The 17607-nt window shown below is 44.8% G+C and carries 18 protein-coding genes and 1 pseudogene; 7 read left to right on the top strand and 12 right to left on the bottom strand.

The window, feature by feature from the left end:
• Nucleotides 1-201, bottom strand: a 201-nt coding sequence (locus HZC12_11010; protein MBI5027231.1) for a DNA polymerase IV, incomplete at its 3' end; no start/stop codon positions are given.
• Nucleotides 202-705: 504 nt separating this feature from the next.
• On the opposite strand from HZC12_11010, the gene HZC12_11005 reads away from it, so the two are divergent.
• The 3 genes from HZC12_11005 to HZC12_10995 all read left to right on the top strand — a co-directional run bounded on the left by HZC12_11005 (nt 706) and on the right by HZC12_10995 (nt 2672).
• Nucleotides 706-1140 (top strand): TraR/DksA C4-type zinc finger protein, encoded by a 435-nt coding sequence (locus HZC12_11005; protein MBI5027230.1) that lies wholly within the window; start codon nt 706-708, stop codon nt 1138-1140.
• Between the two features lie 66 nt (nt 1141-1206).
• Nucleotides 1207-1392 (top strand): hypothetical protein, encoded by a 186-nt coding sequence (locus HZC12_11000; GenBank protein MBI5027229.1) that lies wholly within the window; start codon nt 1207-1209, stop codon nt 1390-1392.
• 47 nt (nt 1393-1439) lie between these two features.
• Nucleotides 1440-2672 (top strand): replication-associated recombination protein A, encoded by a 1233-nt coding sequence (locus HZC12_10995; protein MBI5027228.1) that lies wholly within the window; start codon nt 1440-1442, stop codon nt 2670-2672.
• 2 nt (nt 2673-2674) lie between these two features.
• Here HZC12_10995 and HZC12_10990 read toward each other — a convergent pair whose 3' ends face one another.
• The 4 genes from HZC12_10990 to HZC12_10975 are packed head-to-tail and all read right to left on the bottom strand — an operon-like array spanning nt 2675 to nt 4873.
• Nucleotides 2675-3208 carry a cysteine hydrolase gene (locus tag HZC12_10990; GenBank protein ID MBI5027227.1) on the bottom strand — a complete coding sequence of 178 codons (534 nt, stop codon included), beginning with the start codon at nt 3206-3208 and terminating at the stop codon, nt 2675-2677.
• A gap of 9 nt (nt 3209-3217) precedes the next feature.
• On the bottom strand, nt 3218-3718 hold the full coding sequence (coaD, locus tag HZC12_10985; protein MBI5027226.1) for a pantetheine-phosphate adenylyltransferase: 501 nt from the start codon (nt 3716-3718) through the stop codon (nt 3218-3220).
• The gene (rsmD, locus tag HZC12_10980; protein MBI5027225.1) at nt 3711-4286 is read right to left on the bottom strand and encodes a 16S rRNA (guanine(966)-N(2))-methyltransferase RsmD; all 576 of its coding nucleotides are present in this window, start codon (nt 4284-4286) and stop codon (nt 3711-3713) included. The genes coaD and rsmD overlap by 8 nt, the downstream gene beginning before the upstream one ends.
• A complete protein-coding gene (locus HZC12_10975) occupies nt 4283-4873 on the bottom strand; it encodes a hypothetical protein (protein MBI5027224.1) in 591 nt (196 codons plus the stop codon). Before HZC12_10975 ends, rsmD begins: the two co-directional genes overlap by 4 nt.
• Before the next feature lie 119 nt (nt 4874-4992).
• Here HZC12_10975 and HZC12_10970 point away from each other — a divergent pair, with 119 nt between their 5' ends.
• On the top strand, nt 4993-5208 hold the full coding sequence (locus HZC12_10970; GenBank protein ID MBI5027223.1) for a DUF1573 domain-containing protein: 216 nt from the start codon (nt 4993-4995) through the stop codon (nt 5206-5208).
• Nucleotides 5209-5232: 24 nt separating this feature from the next.
• A complete protein-coding gene (locus tag HZC12_10965; GenBank protein MBI5027222.1) occupies nt 5233-5706 on the top strand; it encodes a c-type cytochrome in 474 nt (157 codons plus the stop codon).
• Here HZC12_10965 and gyrA read toward each other — a convergent pair.
• The 5 genes from gyrA to HZC12_10940 all read right to left on the bottom strand — a co-directional run bounded on the left by gyrA (nt 5703) and on the right by HZC12_10940 (nt 14106).
• Complete coding sequence (gene gyrA / locus HZC12_10960; protein ID MBI5027221.1) at nt 5703-8108, bottom strand: DNA gyrase subunit A; 2406 nt, start codon at nt 8106-8108, stop codon at nt 5703-5705. The genes HZC12_10965 and gyrA overlap by 4 nt on opposite strands.
• Before the next feature lie 94 nt (nt 8109-8202).
• A complete protein-coding gene (gene gyrB / locus HZC12_10955; GenBank protein ID MBI5027220.1) occupies nt 8203-10605 on the bottom strand; it encodes a DNA topoisomerase (ATP-hydrolyzing) subunit B in 2403 nt (800 codons plus the stop codon).
• Nucleotides 10606-10710: 105 nt separating this feature from the next.
• Nucleotides 10711-11820 carry a DNA polymerase III subunit beta gene (gene dnaN / locus HZC12_10950; GenBank protein ID MBI5027219.1) on the bottom strand — a complete coding sequence of 370 codons (1110 nt, stop codon included), beginning with the start codon at nt 11818-11820 and terminating at the stop codon, nt 10711-10713.
• A 21-nt stretch (nt 11821-11841) separates the two neighbouring features.
• Entirely contained in the window at nt 11842-13173 is a 1332-nt protein-coding gene (dnaA, locus tag HZC12_10945; GenBank protein ID MBI5027218.1) for a chromosomal replication initiator protein DnaA, read from the bottom strand.
• A gap of 339 nt (nt 13174-13512) precedes the next feature.
• Complete coding sequence (locus tag HZC12_10940; protein ID MBI5027217.1) at nt 13513-14106, bottom strand: YIP1 family protein; 594 nt, start codon at nt 14104-14106, stop codon at nt 13513-13515.
• Nucleotides 14107-14215: 109 nt separating this feature from the next.
• On the opposite strand from HZC12_10940, the gene HZC12_10935 reads away from it, so the two are divergent.
• The gene (locus HZC12_10935) at nt 14216-15001 is read left to right on the top strand and encodes a segregation/condensation protein A (GenBank protein MBI5027216.1); all 786 of its coding nucleotides are present in this window, start codon (nt 14216-14218) and stop codon (nt 14999-15001) included.
• A 107-nt stretch (nt 15002-15108) separates the two neighbouring features.
• Here HZC12_10935 and HZC12_10930 read toward each other — a convergent pair whose 3' ends face one another.
• Entirely contained in the window at nt 15109-16200 is a 1092-nt protein-coding gene (locus tag HZC12_10930) for a Glu/Leu/Phe/Val dehydrogenase (GenBank protein ID MBI5027215.1), read from the bottom strand.
• A 14-nt stretch (nt 16201-16214) separates the two neighbouring features.
• Nucleotides 16215-17189: pseudogene (gene selD / locus HZC12_10925) on the bottom strand (selenide, water dikinase SelD).
• 85 nt (nt 17190-17274) lie between these two features.
• Between selD and HZC12_10920 the strand changes: the two are divergent.
• Nucleotides 17275-17451 carry a hypothetical protein gene (locus tag HZC12_10920; GenBank protein MBI5027214.1) on the top strand — a complete coding sequence of 59 codons (177 nt, stop codon included), beginning with the start codon at nt 17275-17277 and terminating at the stop codon, nt 17449-17451.
• Nucleotides 17452-17607 lie beyond the last annotated feature (156 nt).

The raw sequence follows: 17607 nt of genomic DNA, 5'->3' as shown, positions 1-17607 counted from the left end.
GAGCTTATAAGCAGTCCTTAATGGCATGGCAGAGTGTATCCCAAACTGTCTCGCCTCATAAGATGCTGTTGATACAACACCCCTTTTAGTGGGGTCTCCATCACCCCCAATCACAACAGGCTTTCCGATCAGTTCAGGACGACGCTTTTGCTCAACAGCAGCAAAGAACGCATCCATGTCTATGTGAAGTATTCTTCTCATACTTATTAATGCAACTGCATAAAATAATGTTATCTGTATGGCAAGGCCTTAGGGTTGCCCTACAGATAACATTATTTTAGTTAGTATACAATATAGAAGGCGCTAAAATTCTTGACACAAGCAATAGCGTTTGATAGCATTTTTCTCATGGAAGCGGGGTAACTGTAAGCAAAGAAAAGTCAGGAAGAATTGTGGTTTCCTGCCGTTATGATCCTCTGCGCGTCCAAAAGGTCAAGAGTATCCCCGACCACAGATGGCATCCTGCTGAAAAACACTGGAGTTTTCCTGATTCAGATGGAACATTAACCCCCCATTCCCCCCTTAACTTAAGGGGGGTTAGCATTTGAAGGAGAAGAAATTCACATAGACCCTGCATTGCAGGGGACTGTCCCCGAAGAGTAAAATCCCCGGGGGTGATGAATGACAATATTTGTCAGGTTGAGGTTTTTTCTGGCCTTCGGCCAGAGGCAATATATCCGCACCAGGTGCTGATACACCGCCAAATTGGAAGTGTATCAGCACTCAATGCTGATACAAACGAGTTATCTGCTCATTGTGGGCAAAGTTATAAAAAGTGGAAAGGTAACAGCTATGACATATGATGTAAGTCAAAAACTTTGTTCTATATGTGGTGACCCGATACCAGAGGGACGACTTAAGGTAATGCCAAAGACAAATGTTTGTACCAATTGTGCTAATGAACATAAACCCCAAGCGTCTATAAGCAAATCTGCTGAAGATTATGGCAACTGTCCACGCTGTGGCTCAAAATTAAAGCTATGTCATGGACCGAAAGTTGATTTTATTGGATGCAGTGGCTTTCCATCTTGTACATACAAGGAATGGCTTTCGAGAAAATTAGGCTCAACCCATAGAAGAAATAATCAAAATAAACAATTTAAAACCGACCAAACTCTTAAAAAAATATTGGAAGAATAATCTGAAAAAGAATTACCAGCACCGGCAGACAGATAACATGCTAAAATAAGAGAGGAGGTGATTTAAATGCCAACTATTAAAGAATCAGTTATGTCACTGGTTAAGGATATGCCCGAAAATGCAACTTTAGAGGATATAATGGAATCTCTCTATGTAAAACAAAAAATATTAAAAGGACAAAAACAGTTAGAATCTGGTCAGTTTTATACACACGAAGAGGCAAAGGAAATCATGAAAGAATGGCTAAAATAAAGTGGTCTAAAGATTCACTTGAAGACTTAAAAGAAATAGTCTTAACTATGGAGCTTTTTAGAGAAGAAACCCTGAAGGAACCACTCGCTTACCGGATGTGTCCGAGGAGTCTTGATGAATATGTAGGGCAGGGGCACATCCTCGGTGAAGGTAGGCTGCTCAGGAGGGCTATAGAGGCTGACAGGATTACATCAATCATCCTTTACGGCCCGCCGGGTACAGGAAAGACAGCGCTTGCACGGGTAATCGCTGAAAGGACAAAGGCCCATTTTGAATGGCTCAATGCAGCAACCGCAGGGCTTGATGAACTCAGAAAGATAATACAATCTGCAAGGACACGGAAGAAAAAAGGTATCCGCACAATCCTCTTCTTGGATGAGATACACAGGTTTAACAAACTTCAGCAGGATGCGCTTCTGCCTGATGTTGAAGAGGGTAATGTTACATTAATTGCTGCCACCGTAGAAAACCCATTCTTTTATGTGAATAGTGCGCTTCTATCGAGAAGTCAGGTATTTGAACTAAAGCAGCTTAGCGAGGAAGAGATTTTAGCGGTTTTGCATAATGCCATTCAAGACAGAGAGAGGGGGCTCGGCAATCTGAAGATAGATGTAGATGAAGATGCATTGAGACATATTGCCAGGATGTCTGATGGAGATGCGCGGAGGGCATTATCAGCATTGGAGATTGCTGCGCTCACGACCATCCCTGATGAAAAAGAGGTTATCAGGATAACGATCCCTGTAGCTGAAGAATCCATCCAGAAAAAGGTGATTGTCTACGATAAAAAAGGTGATCAACACTACGATACAATCTCTGCCTTTATCAAAAGCATGCGGGGTTCTGACCCTGATGCAGCAGTCTACTACCTCGCAAAGATGCTCTATTCAGGTGAAGATCCTCGATTCATAGCAAGAAGGATTGTGATATGTGCATCAGAGGATGTAGGAGATGCAGACCCGATGGCGATTGTTATAGCAACATCTGCATTAAGGGCAGTTGAATTCATAGGCATGCCTGAGGCGAGGATACCCCTTGCACAGGCAACTATCTATGTTGCTAACGCTCCGAAAAGCAATGCCTGCTATCTCGCTATAGAGGCAGCGATGAAAGACGTTGAGACAGAAAGGACTATGGAGGTCCCGGAACATCTGAAGGACACCCACTACCCCGGAGCTAAGAAATTAGGACACGGGAAGGGCTATAAATATCCTCACGATTATGGTGGGTATGTCGAGCAGGAGTATCTGACAAAGAAGAAAAAATACTACAACCCTTGAAGCTACTTGCTGCTTGCTATCTTCACCCCCATTACATTCTTCATTATCCTCAGTGCTGCGTCGTGGTCTTCTTTTGCGAGTCCTGCAACTCCGTTTTCAACAACTGTAACATTATAATCCCTGAGCACTGCATCAGATGCAGTGAACATTACACAGATATGAGTAACGCATCCTGTTAGCCTCAGGCAGACAATGCCGAGGGACTTCAGCGTCTCATCAAGCTTTGTGTTATAAAAACCTGAATAGGTGGTTTTTTCAATGATTATGTCATCAGGTGCTGGCTTGAGCTCATCAACAACCTCTGCACCCTTTGTGCCTTTAACTGCGTGAGGAGGCCAGCCGAATTTTGAGAACTCCTTATCATCAGGGCCATGGGCATCACAGATATAAATCACCGGGTTGCCTTCTGCCCTTGCTTTTTCAATCTCTCTTTTGATATCTGGAATTACTTTCCTCGTCTCAGGGACTTCAAGAGGTGCACCCTTCAGGACAAAGTCATTCAGCATATCTATTATTAAAAGAGCCTCCTTTGCCATAGGAACCTCTTACTCCACTATATCCTCCACTATCTTGAACTTCTCTTTCAATGCCTTTTCCACTACCTCGGGCACAAGACCTTTTATATGGCCTCCCAGAGAAGCCACCTCTTTTATCACAGTGGATGTCAGGAAAGTGTACTCCTCGCTGGGCATCATAAAGACAGTTTCCGTATTACTGTCAAGCCGCCTATTCATCAGGGCCATCTGGAGTTCGTACTCAAAATCAGATACTGCCCTGAGCCCCCTGATTATAGCAACTCCTTTTTTGCTCCTGACATAATCAACGAGAAGGCCATTGAATGCCTCGGCTTTAGCCCCTTTAATCCCTTCGAGCGACTGCCTTATCATTCTGAGCCTCTCCTCAAGAGTGAAGAGCGGTAACTTTCTCGGGCTGGGAGCAACTGCGACTATAACTTCGTCAAAAATCCTGAGGGCCCTTTGAATCAGGTCTATATGGCCGTTAGTAATCGGGTCAAATGTGCCGGGATAAACTGCTATCTTAGTCATCACCCACCTCTCCCGTACTTCGGGAATAAACACTCAGGACTGTATCCCCATAAGTGTAATTTTTAATTAATTGCAGCCTGCCGGACACTGCCGGCAATTTCCTTTTAATAAAATGTTCTGCCACTACAACTCCTCCTGTCTCAAGCAGGTCCATCTCTCCGAGGTCTGATAAGACATTCTCTATCTCCTCTGTGTGGTATGGCGGGTCAAGGAAGATTATGTCAAATTTTTCATTCCTTCTGGAGGCATCCTCAAGGAAAAGCCTGGCCTTCTCTGCAATAATCATTGATTTTTCGGTAAAGCCAAATGCTCTAACAAGCCGCCTTATTTCTTCAACCCTGAACCTGTTGTCTTCAACAAAAATAGCTTTTAGTGCCCCGCGGCTCAGTGCCTCGATGCCAATAGCGCCTGTCCCTGCATACAAATCAACGAAAGTAGCCCCCTCAATCTTTTTCCTTAAAATATCAAAAAGTGCCTCCCTGACTTTTGCAGGGGTCGGCCTTAACGGCTCAGGCCCATGGACTAACTTTATCTTCCTTCCCTTTGCAAGGCCGCCAGAAATCCTCAATCCTTTTCCTTTCCTTCTGGAACCCCGCAGATGTTACTTTCGCATCCCTTGAGCAGGGGTTGCCTCAACTTTTTTCTTAAAAATGAGAGTTGTAAAAATGCAATCACAGCAAAAAATGCAGAATCGAGGCCATGGCCTGGCCTTCCGAACAAATTGGCCAGTAAGACAAAGGGATAAGCAAGAAATAATAACCAGCCCTCTATAAAACCAAAACAGTATGCCTCTTTACCCACAAGCCCTGCTCCGCCAGCTAAAGTAAGGCCAAGACCTATGAGAAATATCTTGTCACTTGCCGGTATAGGCAGAAGGCTCAGAAGCTGTATTGCAATTCCAGAAAAAGTGCACCAGAGAATAAACCTCTTTATTGATGCCTTCCAGACAAGGAGAAACATGGACGATAGTGCTATCCCGATATCAAAAATAATTATACCTGCGAATTCGTATGGGATCTTAAAAAAATAAAAAGAGGCAAGGATAAGGGCACCAATACTCTGAAGCACATAGCCCCACCTGTAAGCCACATCATAAGACCTCGGGTAATGAATTCCTGCCTCTGCAATGGTTTTTTCTAAGGAATAATCTGCCATTTCTTTTATGTTACTATAAAGCCATAAGGGGGTCAATTAACGCACTGATCCCGCCTCCTTTTTGTGGTATCATATCTCATAGAATTGACACCGGATTAAATGTTATTGGAGGTTAAAAATTGAAAACAACAAATACCGTCATAGCTCTTTCACTTGCTGCCGTGACATTTGCCTGTGGTCTGGCTCTTACACGTGAGACACAGCCAAAGATAAAAGTCTCTGAAGATTCCTTTAACTTTGGCCTCGTGGAGCAGGGCACAACGCTAAGGCATAAATTTACTATAAAGAATATCGGCGGCAATGACCTCATAGTTGAAAAGGTCGAACCTTCCTGAGGCTGCACTACCATTCATGCCAGTTTGGGCAGAATAGCACCTGGTGATTCAAAAGAGATAGTGATGGAAGTAGACACAGCAGGCAGGATAGGGAGGATCGCAAAGACAGCAACCGTCTATTCCAATGATCCAGATGTCCCTGAAAAAGTGCTGCTACTCGTAGCCGACCTTGTAAAGAGCGCACATATCAAGGGTATTTCAGGTAAAAATATTTTCCATTCTGATTGCACCCCATGTCATGTGGATAAAGGCAAGGGCAAAACCCATAAGGCGCTTTACGATGCCGACTGTGCCATATGCCACAGGGATGGCCCTAGAGGAGCAGCGCCCCTCAGGGTTTTGCGCATAATAGAAGAGGGGACATTAAGGAGAATTACAAGGGATGGTATACCAGACACAGTCATGCCTGGTTTTCATAGCTCTAATGGCGGCCCACTGACAGACGGGGAAATAGAGTCCATTGTGAGCTATATAAAAGACCAGAGCGGGCAGCCTTAATCCTTCTCTGCTACTCTTCCAATGCTGACGATTTTATCCTCGCCCTCGACATCCATAAGTTTCACCCCCTGGGTGTTTCGCCCGAGAAGGGAGATGTTCCTTGCTGTTGTCCTTATCAGCTTTCCTGAATTTGTTATCATGACGACCTCATCCTCATCTCTCACCTGCATGAGGCCTACAACCTTTCCGCCTTTAGATGTTAGCTTTATCGAGATGACTCCCTTTCCTCCACGTCCCTGAACAGGGTAATCCTCAATCTTTGACCTCTTCCCATACCCTTTCTCTGTAACAGTAAGGAGTGTTGTCTTTTCTTCTGGCACCTCTGCTGAGAACACCTCATCGCCTTTTACAAGCCTGATACCGATAACCCCTTTTGCAGATCTTCCCGTGCTTCTAACATCTTCCTCATTAAACCGTATCGAAAGGCCATTCCTCGTCCCTATGATAAGGTCGCTCTTTCCATCTGTCTTTCTTACAGCAATGAGTTCATCATCCTGCTCGAGTGTGATTGCGATGATTCCTTTTTCACGCGGGTTGCTGTATTCTTTAAGCGCAGTCTTTTTCACCGTGCCGTTCTTTGTGAACATGCATAGAAAACCCTCCTTGAAGTCCCTGACAGGGAGGGCTGTTGTAATCCTCTCGCCTTCCTGAAGTGCAAGGAGGTTAACAAGGGCCTTCCCTCTTGCAGCACGACCTGCCTCTGGGATCTGATATGTCTTTAGCCAGTAGAGCCTTCCGCGGTTACTAAAGAAGAGCATGTGGTCATGGGTCGAGCCAATGAAGAGCTGCTCAACAAAATCCTCCTCTTTTGTCTCCATACCGATAAGCCCCTTGCCGCCTCTCCGTTGGCTCCGGTACTGGCTCAGCGGGTTCCTCTTTATATATCCCTCATGGGAGACAGTTATAACCATTTCCTCTTCTGTTATGAGGTCTTCAATTGAGATTTCCTTTGTCTCCTCAAGTATCTCTGTTCTTCGAGGGTCAGAGTATTTTTCCTTTATATCAAGAAGTTCCTGTTTCACAATGCTATTTACAAGGGCATCGCTTCCAAGAATTGCCCTGAGTCTTTCAATATCTTTCAGCGTATCTTCGTAATCCTTTATAATCTTCTCCCTCTCAAGGCCGGTAAGGCGCTGCAGTTTCATATCGAGGATGGCCTGCGCCTGAATCTCTGAAAGGGAATAATTGCTCATTAATCCCTGCTTTGCCTCATCAGGGCTCTTCGATGCCCTTATCAGGGCTATTATCTCATCGAGGTGGTCAAGGGCTATCCTGAGTCCTTCTAATATATGCGCTTTCTCCTCAGCCTTCCTGAGCTCAAATCTCGTCCTCCTTATGACGACCTCTCGCCTGTGCTGGAGGAAATACCCAAGTAACCTTTTCAGGTTAAGTATCCTCGGCTGCCCGCTTACAAGGGCAAGCATTATCACTCCAAAGGTTGACTCCATCTGTGTATGCTTGTAAAGCTGGTTAAGGATAACCTGAGCCATCTCTCCACGCTTCAGCTCAAGCACAACCCTGATGCCATCTCTGTCAGATTCATCTCTAAGGTCAGAGACCCCCTCTATTTTTTTCTCTCTTATCAGCTCTGCGATTTTTTCTATAAGCCTTGCCTTGTTAACCTGATAGGGCAGCTCTGTGATAATAATACTTTCACTTTTTACTTCTCTTTCAATCTTTGCCTTTGCCCTGACCTTAATAAGCCCCCTGCCGTGGGTGTATGCAGCCACAATTCCCTGGGTTCCATAGATGATACCGCCTGTTGGAAAATCAGGCCCTTTAATTGTTTCCATTAATTCCTGAATGCTAACCTCTGAATTATCCACCAGCCTGATCACTGCATCAATAACCTCTCCGAGGTTATGAGGGGGGATGTTTGTGGCCATCCCGACTGCAATACCAGATGAGCCATTTATAATAAGATTGGGCACCCTCGATGGGAGGACTGCTGGCTCTTCTGTTGTTTCATCAAAATTGGGGGTGAAATCAACTGTCTCCTTATCTATATCTGCCAGCATTTCTTCGGCAAGTTTTGTGAGCCTTGCCTCTGTATATCTGTAAGCCGCAGGGGGATCTCCATCAATAGAGCCAAAATTTCCCTGGCCATCAACAAGCACATAGCGCATATTGAAGTCCTGGGCGAGACGGACAAGGGCATCATAAACTGCTGTGTCTCCATGGGGGTGGTATTTTTTTAGAACCTCGCCAACAACGCCTGCACATTTTGAATACTTCTTTCCAGGAAGGAGCCCTTCTCTTAACATCGCATACAGAATCCTTCTCTGAACTGGCTTGAGGCCATCCCTGACATCCGGCAGTGCCCTTCCAACAATTACGCTCATTGCGTAATCGAGATAGGATACCTTCATCTCTTCTTCAATACTTACAGGAAATCTCGCCATTTAATCTCCAAATTATTAGGTAGATGACGGGCGTGACGCCCGTCCTACCCGGACAGGCGGGGCAAGATGCCCCGCCTGTCCCTCGTCACTATTTTTATATATCTAAGAACCTTACCTCAAGGGCATGTCTCTGTATGAATTCTTTTCTCGGCTCGACCTGGTCGCCCATGAGAATGGTGAAGATTTCATTGGCCTTGACCGAATCTTCTACGCTCACCTGAAGTAGTGTCCTTTTCTCAGGATCCATAGTAGTCTCCCACAACTGATGAGGATTCATTTCTCCAAGGCCCTTGTATCGTTGAATTGTTATCCCTTTCTTTGCCAGAGAGAATATATGTGATAGGAGTGCCTTAGAATCATCAAATTCCTTTAACCCATCCTTGTCCTTAAGCTTGTGAGGAGTCTTCCCCAGCTCTTTCACAACAGAATAAAGACCCTGGAGTTCTCTAAAATCCGGCGATGTAAGAAACTCATCATTGATATTTAATTTCAGGCCATGCCTTTTAAGCTCAACTGTAAGTGCCCTGTGTTCCTCATCTTCTTCAACTGTTTCATGGATGTCCGGGAACTTATTTTTAAGGGCTTCTATCATTGAATAAGCCTTATCTCTGTCTTTCAGGACTGTCCTGTTAAGGCCAAGGCCTAAAAGAGTCTTCAGGACATCCGCATCTTTTCTCCTCCTGTGGAACCACTCAAGGAGTTTTTCAAAATTTGAAAGCCTTCGTATATATGGAATCAGGGCCTTCCCGGTAACGGTCCTGCTGTCAACCTGAAGCTCCACTTCGTCGGAGGCGAGCTCAAGGAGCATATCTTCCAGTTTTGATTCATTCTGAATATATTTTTCGGTCTTGCCCTTCTTCACTTTAAAAAGTGGCGGCTGTGCTATGTATAGATAGCCCTTCTCGATAAGCCCGAACATCTGCCTGTAAAAGAACGTGAGCAGAAGTGTCCTTATGTGGGCACCATCAACGTCTGCATCTGTCATGATTATGACCCTGTGATAGCGTATTTTAGAGATATCGAAATCATCTGTGCCTATTCCAGTTCCGAGGGCTGTAATCATGGTTCTTATTTCGTCTGAACCGAGCATCTTATCGAATCTTGCCTTTTCAACATTTAAAATCTTTCCCTTCAAAGGCAGTATTGCCTGATAGCGCCTGTCCCTGCCCTGTTTTGCAGAGCCTCCTGCTGAGTCACCCTCTACTATGAATATCTCGCTATTGGCCGGGTCTTTCTCTGAGCAATCAGCAAGTTTTCCAGGAAGGCCGGTGTCTTCCAATGCCCCCTTCCTCCTTGTGAGTTCCCTTGCCTTTCTTGCAGCCTCTCTTGCCCTTGCGGCCTGAATAGCCTTTTCAATGATTTTTCGTGCAACTGACGGGTTCTCTTCAAAGTAGGAACCGAGGGTCTCATTAACGATGGATTCAACTATTCCCTTGACCTCGCTGTTGCCAAGTTTGGTTTTTGTCTGGCCCTCAAACTGAGGGTTAGGGAGCTTCACGCTTATAACTGCTGTCAGGCCTTCTCTGATATCCTCTCCTGAAATGGCCTCCTTTTCATTTTTGCTTAAACCCGATACTGTGGCATAACTATTGGCTGTCCTTGTGAGCGCTGCCTTAAAGCCAATCAAATGTGTGCCCCCTTCTTTAGTGTTTATGTTATTGGCAAAGGAGAAAATAGTCTCGGTGTAGCCGTCATTGTATTGAAGGGCAACCTCAACAATAATCTCCTCTTTCTGTTTTGTTATATAAACAGGCTTGGGGTGGAGAGGGGTTTTGTTTTTATTCAGATGTTCGACAAAAGAGACAATGCCGCCGCTGTAAAGAAATGTCTGCTTTTTGTTGCTTCTTTCGTCTGTAATTGTTATCTGAAGCCCCTTGTTGAGGAAGGCAAGTTCTCTGAGCCTCTCAGAGAGGGTATCAAAATTAAATTCCGTGGCCTCAAATATTTCTGCATCTGGCTTGAAGGTTATTTTTGTGCCCCTGCTCTTTGTCTTGCCAACTATTGTTAGAGGCCCCTGCGCCTTACCCCTCTCATAGCGCTGCTGATATACCCCATTGTTTTGTTTTATCTCGAGGTCGAGCCACTCAGAAAGGGCATTGACCACCGATATGCCAACACCGTGCAGTCCGCCGGAAATCCGATATGCCTTGCCATCAAACTTTCCTCCTGCATGAAGTTCTGTCAGGGCTACTTCTGCTGCAGAGCGTCCTTCTGCATCCCCTGGATGTGGGCCGGTGGGGATTCCCCTTCCATTATCAATAACGGTAATGCTTCCCTCTGTATGGATTGTTACATCTATGTTTGTGCAGAAACCTGCTAATGCCTCATCAACACTGTTATCGACTGCTTCATACACAAGGTGATGCAGGCCCTCAGTCGCTGTGTTACCTATGTACATGGCTGGCCTTTTTCTCACAGCATCCAGCCCCTTGAGTATCTTTATGTCTTCTGCGCCGTAAGTTTCCTGTTCTTCTGCAACTATCTCTTTTTCTTCCATTTACTCCTCTACAGATAAATTCAAAATTAAAAGAGCACAATTAAAAAATTTGGAACTCCTTTATTTTGTCCCGAATTAAATTCGGGATTAATTTTTGCATTTGCTTTATACCCTCATAGGCATGACAACACACCTGTACCCCTTGTCCTCTCCCTCTTTGAGCAGGGAAGGGCTCAGAGGGTCCTGAAGTTCAAGCCTCGCCGCCTCTCCTTCCATCACCTGGAGGGCATCCATCAAATAACGTGCATTAAACCCTATTGAAATGGGCTCCCCCTTGTATTGCGCTGCTATTTCCTCTTTCGCCTCTCCGAGATCAGGATTTATAGAGATAATTGTTAGCTTGCTCCCTTCTATGTCAAGCCTGACTGCATTTGTCCTTTCCCTGCTCATAATAGATGCCCTTTTAAGGGCCTTTAAAAATCCGCTCTTATCGAGAGTCACTATCCGCTCATTAGCCTGAGGTATAACCTGCTCATAATTTGGATAAGTGCCTTCTATCAGTCTCGATGTAAATAAAATGTCTCCCAACGTGAAAAAGATGTGGTTTTTATCAATCCCTATTGTAACGGCCCCCTCTATTCCTTCGAGGAGCCTTCTTAACTCCAGTGCAGCTTTTTTGGGAAGGATAAGTTTTTTTTCACCTGAAAGCTTTCCTTCGCTTTCCACAGTGGAGAGTGAAAGCCTGTGGCCATCCGTACCAACTATCTTTAGCTCAATGCCTTTTTTCTTGGGGATAAAGTGCAGAAGGAGCCCATTCATCGTATATCTGGCATCGCTGTCTCCGGCAGCATAAACAGTTTTCTCAATCATATTGCTAAGAATATCTACGCCTATATCTAATTTCTCCGCCTGGCTTACCTCTGGCAACGATGGGTATTCTCCCTCAGGAAGGCCCACGAGTTTAAAGGTGCTTTGCCCTGATGAGACTTTCAGCCAGTTGTTTTCCAAGGACTCTAATAACAGATCTCCCTCCACTTCCCTGGCTATTTCAAAGAGCTTCCTTGCAGGAATACACAGGCTACCATCTGATAAAACCTCTGCCTTCAAAGGCTCTTTAATGGCTATCTCAAGGTCAGTAGCTATAATGTCAGCCCTTCCGCCTTTGGCGGAGAGAAGAAAGTGGCTGAGGACTGGCATTGTATTTCTCTTCTCAACAATGCCCTGAACATTTTGCAGACCCCGCTGGATTTCATCTTTTTCTACTTTTAGCCTCATCTTGTCCTCCCATCTCACTTTTCAGGTTTTTATCTTTTTTATTAGATATTCAAGTTTTCTGCTGAATTCTTCGCTCTCTTTTTTCCTTTCATCGACCTGCTTGCAGGCATGAATTACCGTAGAATGGTCTTTGCCGCCAAAGCCTTTGCCTATGTCGCTGAGAGAGCAGTCAGTTAAAAGTCTGCTCAGGTACATGGCGACCTGTCTCGGCAGTGCAATATCCTTTGTCCGCTTCTTCGCCTTTATATCCTGCTGCTTTATGCCAAAATATTCACATACCGCTTTCTGAACCAGGTCGACGGTTATAGGTTTTTCCTCATCATGCACCAAATCTTTTAATACATCCTTGGCCATTTCCAGCGACAGCTCTTTCCCTGAGAGTGATGAGTGTGCCCCGAGCCTTATAAGACATCCTTCCAGCTCTCTTATATTGGACTTTATCTTAGTGCAAAGAAAGAGAGCCACATCATCAGGTATCTTTATGCCCTCCATCTCTGCCTTTTTCCCGAGAATTGCCAGTTTGGTTTCAATATCAGGAGGTTGCAGGTCTGCTATCAGGCCCATACTGAATCTTGACCTTAGCCTTTCAGTAATCGGCGTAATATCTTTGGGCGGCCTGTCGCTTGAAAAAACAATCTGCTTCTGGGACTCATAAAGGGCATTAAAAGTATGAAATAATTCATCCTGCGTTCCTGTCTTGTTAGCAATAAACTGGATATCATCAATGAGGAGCACATCGAGGCTTCTGTATTTTTCTTTGAATTCAGACACCTTGTTGTTCCTCGTAGAATAGATAAATTCGTTCGTGAACTGATCAGCCGGCATATAAATGAGCTTGACCTCAGAGATTTTATCTATTATTAAGTTTCCTATTGCGTTCATTAAATGTGTCTTCCCTAAACCTACCCCGCCATAAATAAACAGAGGGTTATACGTCTTGCCTGGTATATCTGCAACAGCCCTCGATGCAGCGTGGGCAAACTGGTTGCTGGGGCCAACTACAAAACTATTAAAGGTATACTTTGGATTCAGATAGATGCCACGGCTTGCGAGTTTTGCCTTTCGTGTCTCCATCTTAGTCTCCAGCTTCCTGAGAGCGGCATCTTCTTCCTTTTCAAAGACCTTGTATTTTAGTGATACCTGCCTTTTGAGGCGCTTTTCTAAAACTTCAGTTAGCAGTCCAGGATAGTGGTCTTCAATCCACTCTTTGAAGAATCTGTTCGGGACTTCTAAGGCTATTGCCTGATCTTTGATGTGGATGAGTTTTATTGGTTTAAACCAGAGTTCAAAGGCCTGACTTCCAACCTTACCTTCTATTTCTTCAAGTGTTTTTTCCCACACCTCTATGTCCATACCTCTCCGTCCATCTAACCCTATAATCTAATTTAAAGTTATTAACATGTGTTAACAAGTTGTTGATAACTTGTTCCGGCACGAACCTCCAGCGGTAAGTCTCCTTGTCACTGCGACTCGTATCCGAGAGGGCAAAATATTATAACTTATTTTCAGGTATGCAGGCAAGCATTTTTGCCTGCCTAAAAATAGATACAGACCCAAGAAGGCCTTACAATTTTTAAATCACCACCCTCTTGAACCGTTCAATAAATCCACGCACCTTGACCCGCAGGGTATTCAAAAGGTGCTGGATAAAATGGGGCCGTTCGCCAGCCGCCGGGACGGCCTGCCCAAAACCTACATCATGCGCCCAGGCATGGTCATAGTGGCCAGTCCCCCAACAATAAAGCCTATAATCACATAGGTCACAATTGCCGCTAGCACAACAGCAACCGTATAGCCTACTGCTTTTTCCCCGGGGACCTTCATAAGGTGGGGAAGTCCAAGGTAGATGAGATATATTCCATAAAGACTTCCGATTATTGCGAGGATACCGAGCATAGGTACGATGTGAAGGGCTCCGGCAATCCAGGCCGGGGTTGAGGAATAAACAGCAAGCTTAAGGGCCTGAATAAGGTTTTTCTCTGCTGAAAAAGCTGGCGCAAGGGCATTAACTATCAGGGCAATTATATATACGCCCACAAGGCTTGATACATAACTCAAGAAACCCCAGAGGATTAAATAACTAAACGAGACGCCGAGGTGTCCGCCAAATGGCATTGTCATCCCAAAGAAGCTCATACCTATGAAAGAGGAAACAACAGGTATTGCGGCAAGCGGTATAGCATATCCTGTATAAAGGCCGGCTACTGTTGCCTGCTCGCCAGCTATAACAGGCCATTCTTCTTTGGGATTAAGAAGTATATTCTTTACTCTCTCTATAATACCCATAATTTTATCCCCCCTTATTAATTTAGCCTTAAAATAGCAGAACGTAATAGCCAAAGCAAGTGTTATATTTCCTATTTCCCACTTAAATCTTATGGTATAATCGCCCATAATGTTACAGGAGACAGAAAGCAATCCCTATCAGATAAAACTCCCTGTTTTTGAGGGGCCCCTTGACCTCCTTTTACATTTAATTAAAGAGGCCAAGATCGATATCTATGATATTCCCATTGCCATCATAACAAAACAGTACATTGAATACCTTGAACTGATGAAGGAGCTAAACCTCGAAATAGCAGGGGAATTCCTTGTAATAGCAGCAACCCTTATCCACATAAAATCAAAGATGCTCCTTCCACCTGATGAATCGCCTTCGGAAGAACAGGCAGAAGACCCGAGGGCAGAGCTCGTCGCAAGGCTCCTCGAATACCAGACATTTAAAGAAGCTTCAAAAACCCTGCGGGAGCGGGAAGACCTCTGGAAAAATATCTTCTACAGGCCGCCTCTCGATGAAAAAGAGATCATTATAGAACCATCCCCTATGCTCTTTGAACTCAACCTGTTCGACCTCCTCGCTGCTTTCAAACAGCTACTCGAAAAGGCTCCTGAAGAGGCTATGGAGATCACAAGGCAGACCCTTACAGTAAAAGACAAAATAAATCTCATCCTTGAACGACTTGAAAAGGAGGAAAGTATACGGTTTGAGTCCCTCTTTGCTGATAGTTATACAATGGCCACCCTTATCGTAACATTCCTTGCCTTCCTTGAGCTCATCAGGCTCGGCCTTGTAAAGGCTTATCAGGAGAAAATTTTTGGCCCCATCTGGATAATCAATCCCCAGAGGGCAAAGGCTACACCTATTGATGAAATGCTTCCTGAGACATCCAATCAGGGGTAGTGCCAGAACTACGCATCCTTGAGCTCGGAGCTACTCCTGTTAATAGGCCAACCACAAATAATGTCTTTCTGCCTTTATTAAAAATTCACAAGAAGTCAATTTAATCCCTAAATATAACCCCTGTAGTCCATTGCCCTTAAGACCCGCTCTTTTGCTATAATCTCTCCTTCTGCTCTTGGAAAAAGCCCATCTTTTTTTACTCTTTCGAGGAGTGCCTTTGTATTCTTCCTGATTTTTTCTTCGATGGAATCAAATGCCATTTTCTCTGTTTCTTTTGCATATTCTGCTGCTGCCATTATCACGCCTCCAGCATTGGCAACGAAATCCGGAATTACGAGTATGCCTCTGGCGTGCAGGGCCTCCTCAGCCTCTCTTGTAGCAGGGATGTTGGCGCCCTCGAGAATAAGCTTTGCCTGAATTTCCTTTACGTTATCCTCATGTATGACATCCGGGGTGGCAGCAGGGATAAGGATATCTGCTGGCACACAGAAGAGATTTTCACAGCTAAGCTTTTCGCCCTTTTTATAATTGATTACACTGCCTGTTTCATCCTTTATTTTGATTAACTCATCTATATCTATTCCTTTTTCATTATAAACAGCACCCTTTGTATCGCTAACTGCAACAAGAATTGCTCCCTTTTCAGAAAGAAATTTCGCTGCTGCCTTACCTACGCTCCCAAAGCCCTGAACAGCTACCCTTGCACCTTTTAAATTAAGTCCTATAAAATCCTTTGCTACCTCAGCACATACAGCAAGGCCAAAACCTGTGGCTCCACGTTTATCGAGGGGTATCCCTCCTATCTCTTCAGGAAGCCCCACTGCCCTGCCTATCTCATCATGTATATACGCCATGCATGCCTCATTACTGCCCATGTCAGGGCCGGGGATGTATTCAGTAAGTCCAGCTATGGAGCGCGCAAAAATCCAGAAATAACGCTCTTTATTCGGATCATTCGGGTCTGCTATTATTGCTGATTTCCCGCCACCATGTGGAAGCCCTGCCATAGCGTTTTTAAAGGTCATGGCCCTTGCGAGTCTGTAAACTTCATCGGCATTAGCAGTTGGAGATACCCTTACTCCTCCTATTGCAGGGCCGATTGCAACATTATCAACAACAACGATTGCTTTAAGTTTCTCTTCCGGATAATAAAGTTCAAGGACTTTGTGGGGACCGATCTCATCATGCGGAATAGACATAAGACCTCCATACCTTATCTAACTATAATCTTCCCCTCTCCTTTTACAACCTCTCCAATTATCCAGTAGGACAACCCATTCTTCTTTGACACCTGCTCAAAATTTGCTATTTCGTTTTCAGCCAATGCTATGAGTAGTCCTCCTGAGGTCTGTGGGTCTGAGAGGATGAGGCAGTCTTCTTCGGATAAATCCTCTGCGAACCGGACATTATCCTTTAGAAAATTTAAATTATTATATGCACCTTCAGGGACCATCCCTGAGTCAATCATGGCCCTGACACCACTCAGAACAGGGACTGTTTTATAATTAATAACAAAATTCACAGGTGAATCATAAAGCATATTCATAGCATGGCCGAGGAATCCAAAGCCTGTTATATCTGTTACAGCATGGGCCTGCGACCTCAGGGCAGCCTCTGATGCCTTTAAATTCAATGTCAGCATCCACGTGACAGCCTCTTTAATCCCCTCTTCTTTCATGGCTCCACCTTTCAGGGCAGTTGTAAGTATGCCAATACCAAGTGGTTTTGTGAGTATCAGTCTGTCTCCGGGCCCTGCGCCGCCTTTGCGTAAAATTCTATCCTTATTTATTCTGCCCATAACAGATAGGCCAAACTTTAATTCACTGTCCTCGATGCTGTGCCCGCCAACCAGAAAGGCACCTGCTTCTCTGAGTTTATCTACAGCGCCTTTCAGGATGTCTTTAATAACCCACGGCTCATAATCGCAGGATGAAAACCCTAAAATCGCAAGGGCTGACATGGGAATTCCTCCCATTGCGTATATATCACTCATAGAATTGGCTGCACTTATCGCGCCGAATGTATACGGGTCATCGACAACAGGGGTTATTACATCCACGCTCTCCACAATTGCCTCCTCACCAACAAGACAGACCCCTGCGTCATCTCCAGGGCCAATCAAAACCCTGGGGTCATCGATCTGCTGCATGCCTGCTAAGATTTCTTCCAGGTCGCCCGGACCCAGCTTACCAGCTCAGCCTGCTGCCTTAACCTTTTCTGTCAGCCTTATTTTCTCCATATCTTTTGGGCTATAATACTTGAAAGAACAAGCCATGTCAAAGACGCCAGTGAAAAAACTTAGAAAGCCCAGACTTCCAGTAGAAGCGGTCTTAAAACTCCGAAAGACCCATCCCCATACACCTAAAAAGGGGAAGAAGGGGTATGACCGCAGGGCGATAAAAAAAGAGCTGGAAGATTTTGACCCTAAAACAGAGATAGAAATTCCTTAAAGTCCCCTCTCCCTTGCCCGCCCCGCTTCGCGGAGCGAGGCCGGGGATGGGAGAGCAACTGTGTTGTCAAGGTAAATTTTTAAGCATATATTGGGTTCCATAATACTTTATGTTTATACATTGCATTCAAAATCACCAGCATTTTCCGCATACAAG

The sequence above is a fragment of the Nitrospirota bacterium genome (assembly GCA_016214385.1).
GTDB lineage: Bacteria > Nitrospirota > Thermodesulfovibrionia > UBA6902 > JACROP01 > JACROP01.
Note: the sequence above shows the minus strand (reverse complement) of the source record. Positions and strands in the feature narration are given on the sequence as shown.

Excerpts from the sequence above, each read along its gene's own strand:
- HZC12_11000 (MBI5027229.1), top strand. The coding sequence starts at position 1,207 with ATGCCAACTATTAAAGAATCAGTTATGTCACTGGTTAAGGATATGCCC.
- HZC12_10995 (MBI5027228.1), top strand. The coding sequence starts at position 1,440 with ATGGAGCTTTTTAGAGAAGAAACCCTGAAGGAACCACTCGCTTACCGG.
- HZC12_10990 (MBI5027227.1), bottom strand. The coding sequence starts at position 3,208 with ATGGCAAAGGAGGCTCTTTTAATAATAGATATGCTGAATGACTTTGTC.
- coaD (MBI5027226.1), bottom strand. The coding sequence starts at position 3,718 with ATGACTAAGATAGCAGTTTATCCCGGCACATTTGACCCGATTACTAAC.
- HZC12_10975 (MBI5027224.1), bottom strand. The coding sequence starts at position 4,873 with ATGGCAGATTATTCCTTAGAAAAAACCATTGCAGAGGCAGGAATTCAT.
- gyrA (MBI5027221.1), bottom strand. The coding sequence starts at position 8,108 with ATGGCGAGATTTCCTGTAAGTATTGAAGAAGAGATGAAGGTATCCTAT.
- gyrB (MBI5027220.1), bottom strand. The coding sequence starts at position 10,605 with ATGGAAGAAAAAGAGATAGTTGCAGAAGAACAGGAAACTTACGGCGCA.
- dnaN (MBI5027219.1), bottom strand. The coding sequence starts at position 11,820 with ATGAGGCTAAAAGTAGAAAAAGATGAAATCCAGCGGGGTCTGCAAAAT.
- dnaA (MBI5027218.1), bottom strand. The coding sequence starts at position 13,173 with ATGGACATAGAGGTGTGGGAAAAAACACTTGAAGAAATAGAAGGTAAG.
- HZC12_10940 (MBI5027217.1), bottom strand. The coding sequence starts at position 14,106 with ATGGGTATTATAGAGAGAGTAAAGAATATACTTCTTAATCCCAAAGAA.
- HZC12_10935 (MBI5027216.1), top strand. The coding sequence starts at position 14,216 with ATGTTACAGGAGACAGAAAGCAATCCCTATCAGATAAAACTCCCTGTT.
- HZC12_10930 (MBI5027215.1), bottom strand. The coding sequence starts at position 16,200 with ATGTCTATTCCGCATGATGAGATCGGTCCCCACAAAGTCCTTGAACTT.
- HZC12_10920 (MBI5027214.1), top strand. The coding sequence starts at position 17,275 with ATGTCAAAGACGCCAGTGAAAAAACTTAGAAAGCCCAGACTTCCAGTA.